The organism is Litchfieldia salsa (assembly GCF_900104555.1).
GTDB lineage: Bacteria > Bacillota > Bacilli > Bacillales > Bacillaceae_L > Litchfieldia > Litchfieldia salsa.
This window is the reverse complement of the sequence record NZ_FNJU01000009.1, coordinates 96,106-111,061: the sequence shown is the minus strand read 5'-3', so window position 1 is coordinate 111,061 and position 14,956 is coordinate 96,106. Positions and strand designations below refer to the sequence as shown.

10 protein-coding genes and 1 riboswitch are annotated in these 14,956 nt (G+C 37.5%); of the genes, 7 read left to right on the top strand and 3 right to left on the bottom strand.

Going from position 1 to position 14,956, the window contains the following annotated elements:
• Positions 1-7: 7 nt before the first annotated feature.
• From BLQ56_RS16415 to BLQ56_RS16405, 3 genes are read left to right on the top strand one after another with little or no spacing between them, the layout of a single operon-like run.
• Entirely contained in the window at positions 8-772 is a 765-nt protein-coding gene (locus BLQ56_RS16415) for an ABC transporter ATP-binding protein (RefSeq protein WP_090856743.1), read from the top strand.
• Positions 765-1,898, top strand: coding sequence for an ABC transporter permease (locus BLQ56_RS16410; RefSeq protein WP_090856740.1), 1,134 nt, complete (start codon positions 765-767; stop codon positions 1,896-1,898). Before BLQ56_RS16415 ends, BLQ56_RS16410 begins: the two co-directional genes overlap by 8 nt.
• A gap of 8 nt (positions 1,899-1,906) precedes the next feature.
• A complete protein-coding gene (locus tag BLQ56_RS16405; protein ID WP_090856737.1) occupies positions 1,907-2,584 on the top strand; it encodes a TetR/AcrR family transcriptional regulator in 678 nt (225 codons plus the stop codon).
• A gap of 93 nt (positions 2,585-2,677) precedes the next feature.
• Here BLQ56_RS16405 and BLQ56_RS16400 read toward each other — a convergent pair whose 3' ends face one another.
• Both BLQ56_RS16400 and BLQ56_RS16395 read right to left on the bottom strand, forming a co-directional pair.
• A complete protein-coding gene (locus BLQ56_RS16400) occupies positions 2,678-2,929 on the bottom strand; it encodes an acyl carrier protein (protein WP_090856734.1) in 252 nt (83 codons plus the stop codon).
• Positions 2,930-2,947: 18 nt separating this feature from the next.
• On the bottom strand, positions 2,948-3,943 hold the full coding sequence (locus tag BLQ56_RS16395; protein WP_175490348.1) for a 3-oxoacyl-[acyl-carrier-protein] synthase III C-terminal domain-containing protein: 996 nt from the start codon (positions 3,941-3,943) through the stop codon (positions 2,948-2,950).
• 428 nt (positions 3,944-4,371) lie between these two features.
• A riboswitch (cyclic di-GMP riboswitch) is annotated at positions 4,372-4,451 on the top strand.
• A 142-nt stretch (positions 4,452-4,593) separates the two neighbouring features.
• Between BLQ56_RS16395 and BLQ56_RS16390 the strand changes: the two genes are divergently transcribed.
• From BLQ56_RS16390 to BLQ56_RS16375, 4 genes are all read left to right on the top strand, one after another.
• On the top strand, positions 4,594-7,242 hold the full coding sequence (locus tag BLQ56_RS16390; RefSeq protein ID WP_175490347.1) for an EAL domain-containing protein: 2,649 nt from the start codon (positions 4,594-4,596) through the stop codon (positions 7,240-7,242).
• Positions 7,243-7,270: 28 nt separating this feature from the next.
• Positions 7,271-8,539, top strand: coding sequence for an ABC transporter substrate-binding protein (locus BLQ56_RS16385; protein ID WP_090856722.1), 1,269 nt, complete (start codon positions 7,271-7,273; stop codon positions 8,537-8,539).
• A 412-nt stretch (positions 8,540-8,951) separates the two neighbouring features.
• Complete coding sequence (locus BLQ56_RS16380) at positions 8,952-10,682, top strand: carboxylesterase family protein (RefSeq protein WP_090856719.1); 1,731 nt, start codon at positions 8,952-8,954, stop codon at positions 10,680-10,682.
• Positions 10,683-10,904: 222 nt separating this feature from the next.
• Positions 10,905-12,947 (top strand): methyl-accepting chemotaxis protein, encoded by a 2,043-nt coding sequence (locus tag BLQ56_RS16375; RefSeq protein WP_175490346.1) that lies wholly within the window; start codon positions 10,905-10,907, stop codon positions 12,945-12,947.
• A gap of 102 nt (positions 12,948-13,049) precedes the next feature.
• On the opposite strand, the gene amyS is transcribed toward BLQ56_RS16375, so the two are convergent.
• Complete coding sequence (gene amyS, locus BLQ56_RS16370) at positions 13,050-14,597, bottom strand: alpha-amylase (RefSeq protein WP_090856713.1); 1,548 nt, start codon at positions 14,595-14,597, stop codon at positions 13,050-13,052.
• Between the last annotated feature and the right edge of the window lie 359 nt (positions 14,598-14,956).

Genomic DNA, 14,956 nt, shown 5'->3' with positions numbered 1-14,956 from the left:
GAGGTTCATGGAGCTATCAATTAAAACTGAGGGGCTGACTAAGAAGTTTGGAAAGTTGCTTGTTGTGAATCATGTTAATTTAGAAGTTCCTAAAGGTCATATTTACGGGTTTCTAGGACCGAATGGTTCAGGAAAATCGACGATGATTCGAATGTTGTGTGGTGTATTAGAGCCGAGTGATGGGGTCGGTACTGTTTTAGGATTCGACGTCAAAAAAGAGCCAGAAAGTATCAAGCAACGGATTGGTTATATGTCTCAAAAATTTAGTCTGTATGAAGAATTAACCGTTAAAGAGAATTTAGACTTCTATTCTGGTATATACGGTTTGAAAGGGAAAAATAGCAAGGAAAGACAAAAAGAACTGATTGAATTATCAGGTCTAGTAGGAAGAGAAAATCAAAGAGCTTCCTCTCTGTCAGGAGGGTGGAAACAACGGTTAGCATTAAGCTGCGCCTTGTTACATAAACCTGAACTGTTAATTCTTGATGAACCCACAGCTGGTGTAGATCCTGTTTCTCGAAGAATTTTTTGGGATATTATTACCCAGCTTTCAAAGGAAGGCGTGACCATTCTAGTTACCACTCACTATATGGATGAAGCTGAGCTATGTGACGAAATCGGCTTTATTTTTTTCGGTCATATCTTAATAAAGGGAAAGCCCTCAGAATTGATAGAAAAGTATAATGTTCGTAATCTAAATGATCTTTTTATTCGATTAGTAGAAGAGCAAGAAAGTAATCCTTTGAAAGGTGGTGGATTAGAGTATGTCTAAAGAAAAAACACCTTTCAGTTTTACCCGTTATGCTTCTATCGTTAAAAAAGAAATCATTCAAATAAAAAAGGACCCCGGTAGTTTAGCTATAGCGATCGTATTACCGGTCATGCTCTTATTCCTCTTAGGCTATGCGGTTAGTTCAGAAATTGATAACATTGAAATGGTTGTATGGGATCAAAATCAAACGGCAGAAAGTAGAAGCTTAATCCAAAGCTTTGAAAACAGTCGTTACTTTTTACAAACAGGAAGGGTACAATCGTATGATGAAATTGAAAAGATGTTGGATCAGGGTGACGTCAGCATGGCTTTGATCATTCCTAGGACCTATTCAAATGATTTACTCACTGAAGGAGCATCTGTTCAGATACTTATTGACGGCTCTGATCCGACTGTATCTAAAACTGCTCTATCAAACTCTAAATTAGTTGTACAAAATAAGTCAATCCAAATTCAATCTCAGCTAACAGCAGGAATCTTGCAGCCAGTTAAAGAGGATTCACGCGTCTTATACAATCCAACAATGGAAGTAATGAACTTTAACATACCTGCTCTAATCGGGTTGATTCTTCAAGAAGTTATTTTGCTGCTTACTGCTTTTTCGTTAGTAAGAGAAAAAGAAAGAGGGACGATGGAACAACTAATTGTCACTCCAATTAAATCTAGTGAGTTAATTTTGGGAAAATTAACGCCTTATATAGGAATTGGTTTATTTTCATTCCTACTGGTGTTAATTACAGCCTTGACATGGTTTGGCGTTCCAGTTCAAGGGAGCATGACCTTGTTGATTGGTCTTAGTATCCTTTTCATGATTACAACACTTGCTATGGGAATATTAGTATCAACCCTTGCCAAAAACCAATTACAGGCCATGCACATGGCGTTTGCGATTATTTTACCCAGTGTTATTCTATCGGGCTTTGTTTTTCCAAGAGAACCGATGCCACTCATTATCCAAGCGCTAGGCGGTTTTATTCCATTAACCTATTATTTAGAAATCCTTAGAGGTATTTTCTTAAAGGGGATAGGATTAGAAGAATTATGGAGCCAAACCCTTATCCTTATAGGGTTTACGGTTTTATTATGTGTTATAACAACCCTTCGTTTTAAAAAGAACTTAGAGTAGGTGATTATATGGAATCTGAAACAAAAGAACAAACCTTACAACAAACGATTGAACGATTAACAGGTGAGCTGGAAAAGGAAAAAAGAAAAAATAAGAGTAAAGAAAAAATTCTAGACGCTGCTATTAATATGTTCTCACAAAAGGGATTTGATAATAGTTCAACATCTGATATTGCCAAGGAAGCAGGTGTGGCAGAAGTAACATTGTTTCGTAACTTTCAATCTAAAAATAATTTACTGTACCAAATTTTATCGCCATTGTTTATAAAAATGACTTCACCTATTATTTTAAAAGAAGTAAAAAGTCAGTTTAGTGCCGTAGAAGGGGCTAGTGAGGAAGTATTAATATCCATCTTTAAAGATCGATTAGATTTGATTGAAAAAAACAACAAAGTGGTACAGGTGTTATTACGTGAAGCGTTAAATCGAGAGGAAATCCTAGAATCGATTGTAAATAACATTACCATTCCTGCAAAGAAAGAAGCGTTAGAATTTGTTCAGAGAATGAAAGATAAAGGAGAATTCCGTGACGTTCAGGAACAAGCTGTGGTCGACCTTTTGTTTTATACGATGTTTGGTTATGTTTTAAGCCACCACGTTTTTCAAATCGAGACATTTAGTAATGAACAAGATGAAGTTGTAGAAACACTGGTCGATTTGTTGTTAAATGGGTTGAAATCAAACTAGGGTAGCAGTTCTACCTCTTGTATGAAGCAGCATTTAATAGAAGCGAAAAACCTGATTCTATTAAAGAGTCAGGTTTAGGGAAAAAGAATAAAATTACACCGTTTCTGTTAGAGCAGATTGTACATATGTTACGACATCCCCAACGGTTATAAACTTTTCTGCTTCCTCATCGTCGATTTCTATATCAAATTCATCTTCTATTTCCATCACAAGCTCAACAACATCTAGGGAGTCAGCCCCTAAATCATCCTTAAAACTAGCAGTTTCTATGACTTTCTCTTCACCAACTGATAAACGTTCGATGATAATGGCTTTGCCTTTGGATAAGATTTCTTCTCGTGTCATAGTTAAAACACCTACCTTTTAATAAGTAATTGATAATGAACCTAAAGATAACCCAGCGGATGTTCCGAACAGTAATATCATGTCACCTCTTTTGATTTCCCCTGATTGAATATAATCATAGAATGCCATTGGAATAGAAGCGGCAATACAATTTCCATGATCAGATAGGTGATTCACTATACGCTCTTTTTCGAATCCATATTTTCTGAGAATCTCCATTCCATTCTTACTTGTTTGATGGGGGACGATAAATTTATAATCACTAATTAGAATCTTGCTTGCTTCTTCTAATTCTTTGAAAAAGCCTTCTAAATAACGAACAGCTGTCTTGAAAACTTTCTTTCCTTCCATATGAAAGATGTTATCTTCCAATGTTGTCGAAGGATCATTTGGGTGTTTCAGAACCCCGCCACCTTTTACACTCGTGTAATCTGCCCCTTCACTGTATGTATTTAACTTGAAATGATGGACTCTGCTAGATTCTCCTTCTGGGGTCTTCGTAACAATACAAGCAGCAGCTCCGTCACCAAACAAAACTCTTACTTCTCGTTCAGCCTTTTTGAGTGTTGGACTTGGAGTATCAGAACTAATGATTAAGATGTTTTTATAAAGATTCGAGCTTACTAGATTTGAAGCAATGAAAACAGCCAGTGGAAAGCTATAACACGTTGTATCTACATCAAAACATGAAATACCAGATTGCTCTAACCCTAGTTCTCGTTGGAATAAAGCTGCATCACAAGGGATTGCTTGAAGGTGGGTCCCACTTGCTCCGATAATACAATCAATATCGGAAACATCTAAATTCGCATCCCGGATAGCAGATAAGGCAGCTTGTGTACCAAGAGTTAAAGCTGTTTCTCCTTTTTCTTGATCGATGTAATGGCGAGACATAACACCAGTAGCTTTTTCGATCCATCCATCTTTAACACCCATTTCAACAGCCAACTCTTGACTCGTTTTGATACTGGAGCCAACTGCTTTACCAATCCCGGCAATTTTCGTTTTGAACAATTGAACATACACCTCCATTAAATAAGAACAGGGTTATTATTACATATATGGAAATATCAGTAAAGTTAAATTATGTAAATTTTTTGTGTTTTTTCTGTGTCCATCAGGTGCAGGGGGGTGGTTCTCGTGCACCATTATCGGTTGGTGTGTGGGGACGGTTCTCATGCACCATTTTAGTATGGTTTGAGGGGACGGTTCTCATGTATCATTGCATGTCTAGGTTCGGAATTTGAGACACGAGAACCGTCCCGGTGTCGCACATGTCTAGGTTCGATGATTGAGACACGAGAACCGTCCCCATGCACCCCCATGCACCTAATTGGAAAAATATACAATATGTGATATTGCCAGAAAGTTGTATCAAATTTCGACAAAAGGTATTATAATAGAGTCCAAAGACCTATACGTTTTTGGTCGGGAAAACTAGTTGAATAATCTGGCAAACTATATGAAAATATAGGACGCAAAGCCACGGGTCTTCGCATAGCATGATAGCCGGGTTACGATTTGTTAGGTTCTGCTATGTAAGGGCCTTTTTTGTTTTTTCTAAATACATTCCATTGATAGCGTTTTCATTTGGTATATCTTATCGCTAACTAAGTGCAAATATTTTACTATAGACCATGATTAACAAAAGGAGGATAACATTCATGAGCACCCACAGATGGACCATACATACTACTCCTTTGCTGCTAGTGTTAATCGCGTTAGCCATTTTCAGTTTTCTATATCCGTGGGACACTGCCTTAGGCGGTACTTTTACCTCTGCAAGTGTTTTTTTTCTATTAATTCTACGAATATATGGTTTTAAGGTTGCGCTAGTCATCAATCTTGTGGCACAAGTGATTGCTATTTTCTTTTTTGACATTTTATCAGTGAATCTCTTTTCATTGGTAGAGATTATCTTTTTTGCAATCATTCTACAGTACAAACCAAAGGTAAATATGGTTATAATCGGTTCTGTTTTTTGGGTGATCTTCTTATTACCCGTTTCAGTATTTATTTATCAAAATGTATACAACTTAAACGAAACCGTTTTACTCTATCAGGTCACTACAGGTGTTTTTAATGGAATCATCAATCTGTTTTTTGCAGATTTACTCTACACGTATCTTCCATACCAACGTTGGCTTGGGCAGGGAAAAAGGAAACGGTTATTTAATATCAAACATCTTTTGTTTCATCTCTCATTCATTGCAATCATTTTTCCTTTTCTTATTTATGTGACCATAAATAGTTTAAGTGCGATCAAGCAAAATGAGGGTAGTATCAATCAAGCAGCTGAAGGGATTAAAAGGGAAGTAGCTCTAGAAATGAAAAGCTGGAGTGAAGAAGATATCTTGAGACTGAGGCTAAATGGAAAAATTCAAATTGGCTATTTTGAGGAAATGATTAGTAGAATTGCTGAGCAAAATCATTATAATCTGACTGTAACTAGTAGCGAAGGTATGATTATTGCTTCAACCAAGGATACAATGATCAAAAAGCAATTATTTAATTGGTCGGAAAACGATAAGATCCATTATCTATCTTCATCCTTTTATCAGGTTGTCCCACAAGATTCTGTGTTAGATGTAAAGAATTGGAGCAAAGGCTTTTACGTATATGAAAGTGATTTCGGGGTCGAATCCTTAGAGCTAAAAGTAGAAGTACCGATTGGTCCCTTTCAAAAAGTGGCGTTTCATTCATTTATGAATCAACTAGTCTTTTTATCTGTTCTTTTACTACTCGTTTTTCTGATTTCGAGTATCATTCATCGATTATTTTCTAGGTCACTTAACCAGTTAGCAATCACTACGACAGGGTTGCCATCCAAGCTAAATCAATTTGAAACCGTAGTTTGGCCAACTAGTTCGATCTCGGAGATTCAATCATTGACGACTAACTTTAAAGATATGTTTGATAATTTGAAAAAGATGTTTGAAGAAAGTAATGATATAAATGAAGAACTAAAAAGCAAGGCAGAAATGTTAAGGGATTCAGAGAAAAAGTTACATGATTTAGCTTATTATGATGTATTAACGGGTCTGCCAAACCGTCAATTTTTCCAAATTTCACTGAAAGAAATCATTGATCATGCAAAAGAAAAGAATAAAAAGGTCGCTATTCTTTTCCTAGACCTTAATCAATTCAAGCAGGTTAATGATACGATGGGACATTTGGCTGGAGACGAGTTATTAAAGATCGTTGCTAATATGCTAAGCTCATTAAAAAACGAAAAAATCCATCCATATCGGTTGAGTGGGGATGAATTTGTCATTATCATGGAAAACTTTGAAGAGAAACAAGAAGTGATGAACATAGCGGCAAAGCTTAAACTCATGTTTGAACAGCCTATTGTGCTATTAGATCATACCCTTCATATATCAAGTAGTATTGGTATTAGTCTTTTTCCGGAGGACGCAAGTGGGAGTGAATCCTTAGTCCAACATGCAGATATTGCGATGTATAACAGCAAAGCACAAGAAGGCACCACTATTGAATTTTTTACTGAAGCAATGAGAGCTGAATATTTAGAGAAAATTGTTCTTACAAATGATTTAAGAAACGCTGTAAATACGAGTCAATTTGAACTCTACTACCAACCGAAAGTAAATCAAACGAATTATTTAACAAGTATGGAAGCATTGATCAGGTGGCATCATCCAAAGGGTGATATGGTAAGTCCAGCGACGTTTATTCCGTTAGCTGAAGAAGCGGGACTTATAGAGAAAATTGATGAATGGGTGATTACTGAAGCATGTAGGCAAAACAAACGCTGGCAGGATGAGGGATACCCTAAAATCCGAATATCAGTAAATATCTCCGCCAAGCATTTTTATCAGTCAAATCTAGTAGACTTGATTGAAAAAGCCTTGCAAGAGTCACAATTAGATGCAAGATACTTACAATTGGAGTTAACAGAAAGTGTGTTTATAGAAAATATGGAGCTTGTTATTCAGACGATTCAAAAGATCAGAGATATAGGTGTAATGATTTCAATCGATGACTTTGGGAAGGGCTTTTCGTCATTAACACACCTCGTTAAATTACCAGTTGCTGAAGTGAAACTAGATAGAGAGTTTATCAGGAACGTAGACCTTGATTATAAAAAAGGGTTAGTGGTTCGCAGTGTGGTAGAGCTTGCTACTAGTCTACATTTTAATGTGGTTGCTGAAGGTGTAGAAACGAAGAGTGAGTTGGCTTGGTTAAACGAAACAGGATGCGATGAAAGGCAAGGGTTTCTTTTCAGTAAGCCATTGCCTAAAGAGGAATTTGAAAAACTATTACAATCTACTGAACCACTTTTAAAAGAGTAAGTGGATCGATGTGAGAGAGTGGTGAACTATGTTCAGACGTGTTATTTTCAGCATCTTCTTCATCTTCTTAATCGGGTGTGGAGCAGATGAGAACAAGGAACAAATTTCAGAAATAAAAGCAGATGAAAAGAGTGAGTTAATCGATAAAAACGCACCAATTGAGTTGGAGCTATGGTCGTATTATTCTGGGGGATGGGAGTATGCGATTGATCAATTTGAACAAAGTCATCCTGGTGTGACTGTAAAGGTTCAATTTTTTACATTTGAGGAATATCAGAAGGAGTATTTAAAAGCTCTAGCTACCAAGGAAACTCCTGATCTTATGGTTTTTGATAGTAACCATTTTGGTCATTTTATGGCATTGGATGGATTAGAAGATTTAGCGAAAGAGCCCTACACGTTAGAACATTATCGTGAGCACTTTTCTGAGTCGTTATGGAACATGGGACAATCCTTCGATGGAAAGAAGATGATTGGTGTTCCGATAGGACCATCTCCACTTGTCACTTTCTACCGGGCAGATATCATGGAGGAATACGGTTTTCCTTCTGATCCCGAAGAACTGGGTGATTATATGGAGGATCCAAATAACTGGATCAAAATGGCCACTGAATTAAGGGAAGATGATAAGTGGATGATTCAAGATGCCATGGAACCTATCCAAATCTACAAATCTACTAGAGGTGTTTTTAACCAAGAACTGGAGCTTGTTAGAACTGGTGAGGATTTTAAGAAAGCTATTGATCTTGCGAGAGTGATTAGAGAAAATGATTTGGTTGCACCCATTAATGTATGGGAGAAAAACGGAGTAGAGGTACTGAAAAATGACCAGTTTGTGATGTTTTATAGGGGGAATTGGGGAAGTGGCGAGATTAGCGGATGGGTACCAGAACAAAGTGGAAAATGGAGAGCTACTCGTCTTCCATTTAACCAATTTGGCTGGAGTAATGCACCGATCATTTCGATCCCGAACGCTAGTAAACAGAAAGAGCTAGCTTGGGAGTTTGTTGAGTCCTACAGTTTTGGGGAATCCTATGGAGTATTCAACCGATCAACAGATTTGAGAAAAAATGAGTTTCTTGGTGGGCAACAGGACATGGTATTATTTGAGGAAATCATGAAAAAGGTAGAAGTGCCTAACTTAACACCCATTGACGAAAAGGCAGATGCCATCTGGAACTCTACTCTATGGAACAACTGGGATACTAAACTAAGCACCGAACAAATCATGGATGAAATAACAAAAAGCATCAACGAACAACTAAGTAAAGAAAAAGAATATTTATTACGTGACTGATGCATGGGGACGGTTCTCTCGTGTGCCATTTAGGAATGGTGTGCGGGGACGGTTCTCATGTATCATTTATGTCTGAGTTCAGATAGTGAGACGCGAGAACCGTCCCCATGCACCACCCAAGCACCACCAGTGAATCCGAAATGTAAGCGTTGACAGAATTATTAATAAATAGTACGATAAATGTAGTTAAATCTATATCATTTAAAGGAATGTTACCTTTTTTGGGCATAACCTGATGAGAATTGATTCACGTAAAGTGTGTCATTCTCTTCGGGTTTTTTTGTGTTAATTAAACAAATAGCAAAGGGGAGGTGGCCTTAATACATAGATTCAACCTTTAGAAAGAGGTAATGTTTCAGATGAGTGATTTTAGATTTTACTAGTAAAAAAGCCCTGAAGGAGTGGAATAAAGATGAGCAAGTTGTTGAAATACTTATTAGCTTTATTACTCGTAGTTGGTTTTGTTGGTTCTGATGTAGTTGCAGCAAAATCGTATAATGCCAAGGAACAAGTTTCAAATTCTGATAACTACAAAAAGGGAATCATTCAGGAAACGAAGTACGGGCCTGTTAAGGGATATGAAAATGTTGAGGAAAACACATTGGTATGGAAGGGAATTCCGTATGCGAAGCCGCCTGTCGATGAGTTGAGATGGAAAGCACCAGAAGAACCTGCTCCGTTCGATGGAATCTTTGATGCAACTGAATTTGGTCATATTGCGATTCAGAATTCTGCAAGCGGTATCATTGGAGAAGAGGATAGCCTTAATCTAGATATTTATCGTCCAAATACAAATAAAAAACACTTACCTGTTTTCTTTTTCATCCATGGCGGTAATAATCAATCAGGAAAATCTGGAGAGATTACTGGTGATGCATTTGTAAATGATGTAGAAGCAATCTTTGTTTCTATTAATTATCGACTTGGACCATTAGGGTTCAATCCACTTCCTGCTTTGAACACTGGTGATCGATTAGAAGACTCTGGAAACTATGCACTATTGGATATTGCCCAATCACTAGACTGGGTTAAGGAAAATATCGAAAGCTTTGGTGGAGATCCAAACAATATTACAATCTCTGGATTTTCGGCTGGTGGAAGAGATGTAATGGCTGCCTTAGCATCTCCAATTTTTGAAGGGAAGTTTCAAAAGGCGATTGCTTTTAGTGGGGGAATGACGATTGCGGATGAAGATGATAGTATTAAAGTTTTTGCAAAGGCGATCGCTCCATTAGTTGTTGAGGATCAGGTGAAATCAACTGAAGAAGAGGCATATCAATGGCTTCAGCAGGAAGATGAGGCTGTAAGAGAGTACCTCTATTCATTATCTGCTGATCGATTAAGTGGATTAATGGGTAACGCTGCAATAAGAATGAGTGTCTTTCCACACCTGTATAATGATGGTTATGTTCTTCCAAAGGAAAAATTTGAGACAAGTGACTATAATTCTGTACCGTTAATGATGTTAACAGGAACTTCAGAATTCTCATTCTTTGCATTTGGAGATCCTTACTTTGCGAGGTCTTTACAAGATGGAAGTTTGTTTACGGATGAAACAAAACGTGCTGAATTTGAATTTGCAAAGAAATATGGAAGTGATTTATACACTTTATTTAATACCCAGGAATCGGCGGAAACCATGTATGACAACTATAAAGAACCAATTTATACAATCCAAATTCCGTTTGGAGAAGATATGAAAACGACAACAGATATGGATCTTTTTGGTTCTTTTCATGGTATTTTTGTACCTCTTTTAGATAGCAATAATCAGACATACTTACCATTAATGAGGCAGTCGTTTGAATTGGAAGGTGCTAAGGAACTGAGTAGCCAGTTTAAGAACTACGTAGCTAACTTTCTTCACAAAGGTAACCCTAATAATGGACCAAAGTTAACTAAATGGGATAATTGGACAAAGGAGAACCCGGCAACCCTCGTGTTAACTGCAAATGACACAGATGCCTACGCTCACATGTCTGAGGTTACGATGACTAAAAACGATGTGATCAAGGAAATCGAACAAGACACAACCATTTCAGCTGAAGCTAAGAAAAAGATCGTAAGTGAAGTATTAAATGGTCGTTGGTTTAGTGCTGAACTTGATGCATACTACCAAAACGAAGATTTATGGATTAAATAAAGATTGTGGTGCACGGGGACGGTTCTCGTGCGCCATTTTTTAGTTTTGGGTACGGCCGGAAATTGAGACGTGAGAACCGTCCCCGTGGTACATTATTCCATCCCCAATTGATCATTCAAGAAAACCAAAGAACAGCCGATATAGGTTATGTAGGTATTTTTAAAAGAAAGTATGTATAATCATACAAATATCATCTACGAAATTTACATCAGGAGGAACGATATGAGAAAGAAAAAGAGCAGTATCCAGTTTAAGATGCTTAGCATTTTTTTACCGATCATTCTTATTTCTACGATTTCGATTACAGCTCTAAGCTTTTTTAGTTCGAAGAAGGAAATTACCACTTTAACTTCATCAAGTGTTAATAATAAAATGGATTCTGTTCTTGAAGCAATGGAGCATGAATTTACCGCACATACACGTTTAGCACAGTCACTAAGTACTCTTTATAAAGTAAAGGGAAATTCCCTGACTAAAGAGGATTATCAGAAAACGTTAGAAGAGACGATAGCGCTAAATGAGAATACATTCGGACTTGGGATATGGATTGATCCGTATAAGTATAATGCGGATTCTCAATACTTTGGTCCATATGTGTACAGAGATGCTGGTTCAATTGTGTACACTGAGGATTATGAGACGGCAGAGTACAACTATCCTGAAGCAGATTGGTATGTGAAGGGAAAAGAAGTGGGAGAAGGTAACATTTCTTGGTCTCCACCTTATTACGATGAAGCTTTAGATATGACGTTACTAACTGCTTCTGTCCCTATTTTTCAGGATGGAGCATTTGCAGGTGTGATTACGGCCGATTATGATTTAACAACCATTCAAAACTTAATCGTCAATCAAAAGTTTGAGCAAACTGGTCATCTATTCCTTGTTGGGAAAGCTGGTGAGTTTATCGCACATAAAGAGAAGGCAATGACTGACCATATTTCAGATGACTCTGATTTAAAAGAACTAGGTCAAGCTATCGAAGAAAGTGAACAGGGAGTACAACTTTTTGAGACAAATGGTAAAGAGTGGGAAGCATTTTATACAACTTTTCCTGATACTGGCTGGAAGTTGGTTTCTGCGATTCCAACGAGTGAGTTATATGATGGGGTAAATTCCTTGCTAACAAAATCTGTTTGGATTACAGCCTTCTTTTTACTAGCATCTGCTACTCTTATTTATCTATTTAGTGCAAGTCTTTCTAAGAAGATCAAACAGTTTGTTGAAAAGATTGGATACCTAGCAGAAGGGGATTTGTCTAGTCCTATGGAATTGAAGTCAAATGATGAGCTTGGCCAAATGAGTGATCATTACAACCGAGCGTTAAGTAATTTAAATCAAATGTTTCATACCATACGTTCTTCATCAGAACAAGTAGCAGCTAGTTCAGAGGAATTGTCAGCTAGTGCGGAACAGACGAGTGGTTCTGTTGCGGAAGTGGCAAATTCGATTCAGGAAGTGGCCGCAAATATTAATCAACAAAACAATTACACACAAAGAGTGAAGGAAAGCACAACTTTTATCCACAAGGGTATGGAACAAATTAATGACAATATAGAAAAGGTTAAGCATTCCTCTACACAAACGACAGTATTAGCCCAAAGTGGAACTGCCGATGTGAAAAGTGCGATTGAACAGATGAAGGAAATTGATTCAACGGTTCAACAAACCTCTAATTCAATTAATAATCTAGATAACAAGTCTAAGCAAATTGAAGAGATTGTTGGGTTAATTAACACGATCGCACAGCAGACAAACCTACTTGCATTGAACGCAGCGATTGAAGCTGCAAGAGCGGGTGAACATGGCAAGGGCTTTGCCGTTGTTGCTGACGAAGTACGTAAATTAGCGGAGCAATCCAGTCAGGCTTCAGGAGATATTAAACAATTAATCCACGAGATTCAGGACGAAATTAGTATTTCTGTTACAGTGATGAAGTCTAGTACAGAGTCTACAAAATCAGGTATTCAAGTGGTTGGACAAACTGGACAATCATTTAGTGAAATCTATGAAGCTATTGAATCAATGACAAAGCATACAGAAGAAGTATATGATTCGATTGTTTACGTCTTAAAAGAAGTAGATCAAATGAAGGATGTTGTCGAGTCAGTGAACGAAATAGCTGTCACAAATGACGAACAGGCACAAAATGTATCAGCGGCTACAGAAGAACAAGCTGCAATGGTCGAAGAAATGACAGCGTCTAGTGAAGCATTAGCTCAAATTGCAACTGAACTTCAGATGGAGCTTGGTAAGTTTAAATTATAAATAAAAGAAAGGGAAGATGTCGGTGCATCTTCCCCTTTTTTAACATGTAGGATTTCGGTTCACTTGTTTCTCGTATTCTACTAAAAGAGGAATTACAAACGATTATTTTTGTACATAAACTGAAACTGATCCGCCATTTACATAAAACTGGCCCCAGCCGTCATTGTTTATTGTGACAGTAGTGGAACGGTTACCCGTCATATCATACCAGACCTCGCCAGCATTTTGTCTTCCTACATACATCCACTTAGACCCACCCGGACCGTCAGTGATTAGGGTAGCAAGTCCAGACTTCTGTCGTGTTCCTTCACCCTCTCTTGTCCAGCCGATAATATCCCAGTGATCCAGATAATCATGTTGGACACCATATGCAAAGTTTTTTCGTGCAGTAAGGAGGGGGTCAATTTTATTTTTTAGTGATGGAATTTCATAGCTGCTGTCCCCATTCGTTCCGTAATAGTCACCATAGAAAACGGAAGGATAACCTTGTTGACGCGTTAAAATAAATGCATACGCTAATGGCTTGAACCATGTACCTACAACCGACTCAAGAGCCTGACCTGGTTGTGAATCGTGGTTTTCCACAAGTGTTACAGCAAGTGATGGATGCTGTTTTACGACCGTTCCATTCAATATGTTTCTCATATCATAGTTACCATTACTGTTAGATGCATAATGAAAATTATAATGAAGTGGTGCATCAAATATCGAATGGTTATAATTTGTTTTTGCCAAGTAGTTATTTAATGCATTTATATCATTTTGCCAATATTCAGCAACAGTGAACAGATTTTTCCCAGTCTGAGACCTGACGTGGCTAACCCACTCACCTAGGTAATCATGCTTAATATGTTTAACAGCATCTAAACGAAATCCATCAAGATTCAGTTCATTGGCATACCAAGTACCCCAATTTTTCATTTCATTAGCAACATCAGGATGGCTAAAGTCTAAATCAGCATACATCAGGTAATCATAATTACCTCGCTCGTTAGACACTTCCCAATCCCATGCCTTACCAGTACCTCTGAATTTATATACTCCACTCTGATCTCTTCTTTCATCCCAGTCTGTCCCATCGAAATGATACCAAGACCATTTGAAGTTAGAGTATGTATTACCTCTACCAGGAAAATTAAAACCAGTCCAAGCATCAATCTGATAATCTCCAGAAATTTCATTATTACGGTTATTTGGATCAACTTGTACGACAGTTACAGGCTGAGTAAAATCAGCACCACCTTTATGGTTCATTACAACATCGCCGTATACATTTATATTTTGACTTTGCAAGGCAGAAATGGCTGACTTTAGTTGTGCTTTCGTTCCATATTTAGTCCGAATTGTTCCTTTTTGATTAAACTCACCAAGATCATATAAGTCGTAAGCACCATAACCTACATCATTTTGTGAAGTGCCTTTGTATGCTGGTGGAATCCATACAGCTGAAATCCCCTTATTTGCTAGATTTCCAGCATCATTATGTAAGCGTTGCCAATGAGCTCCATCATTAGGAAGATACCATTCGAAATACTGCATTAACGTTCCATTGTTCGGTGTTGAAGCTCCTGCTCTGTCTACAGTACCAAAACCAGACAGAAACAGCATAATCGATAAACATAAAACAAAAGCAATTCTAACCTGTCTCATATTTCACACACCTTTCGAATTTTTGTGCTAGCGCTTGCACAAGTTACATTATACACTTTTCTGAATTATTGATAAATAATAATTTAATATTCAAGGGAAAACACACCTTTTATCCTATGGATGTGAAGTTTTAAGTCTTGGGAAACTGATATTAGTAGAGTTAATTGGCAATCGATTGCACTAGTTTTGGTTTGTGGGGGGGCATGGGGACGGTTCTCATGTTTCATTTCATTATGTGATGTACGGCTCAGTCCTCATGTATCATTTAAGTCTTGGTTCAACAATTGAGACATGAGAACCGTCCCTATGTGTCAAAATATTACAGGTATGTATTAATAAGGTTACAGTTGACGGAACAT

What these genes read in the sequence shown, in the direction of transcription:
- amyS (WP_090856713.1), bottom strand. Translation starts at nt 14,597, where the DNA reads ATGAGACAGGTTAGAATTGCTTTTGTTTTATGTTTATCGATTATGCTG.
- BLQ56_RS16390 (WP_175490347.1), top strand. Translation starts at nt 4,594, where the DNA reads ATGAGCACCCACAGATGGACCATACATACTACTCCTTTGCTGCTAGTG.
- BLQ56_RS16400 (WP_090856734.1), bottom strand. Translation starts at nt 2,929, where the DNA reads ATGACACGAGAAGAAATCTTATCCAAAGGCAAAGCCATTATCATCGAA.
- BLQ56_RS16380 (WP_090856719.1), top strand. Translation starts at nt 8,952, where the DNA reads ATGAGCAAGTTGTTGAAATACTTATTAGCTTTATTACTCGTAGTTGGT.
- BLQ56_RS16385 (WP_090856722.1), top strand. Translation starts at nt 7,271, where the DNA reads ATGTTCAGACGTGTTATTTTCAGCATCTTCTTCATCTTCTTAATCGGG.
- BLQ56_RS16410 (WP_090856740.1), top strand. Translation starts at nt 765, where the DNA reads ATGTCTAAAGAAAAAACACCTTTCAGTTTTACCCGTTATGCTTCTATC.
- BLQ56_RS16405 (WP_090856737.1), top strand. Translation starts at nt 1,907, where the DNA reads ATGGAATCTGAAACAAAAGAACAAACCTTACAACAAACGATTGAACGA.
- BLQ56_RS16415 (WP_090856743.1), top strand. Translation starts at nt 8, where the DNA reads ATGGAGCTATCAATTAAAACTGAGGGGCTGACTAAGAAGTTTGGAAAG.
- BLQ56_RS16375 (WP_175490346.1), top strand. Translation starts at nt 10,905, where the DNA reads ATGAGAAAGAAAAAGAGCAGTATCCAGTTTAAGATGCTTAGCATTTTT.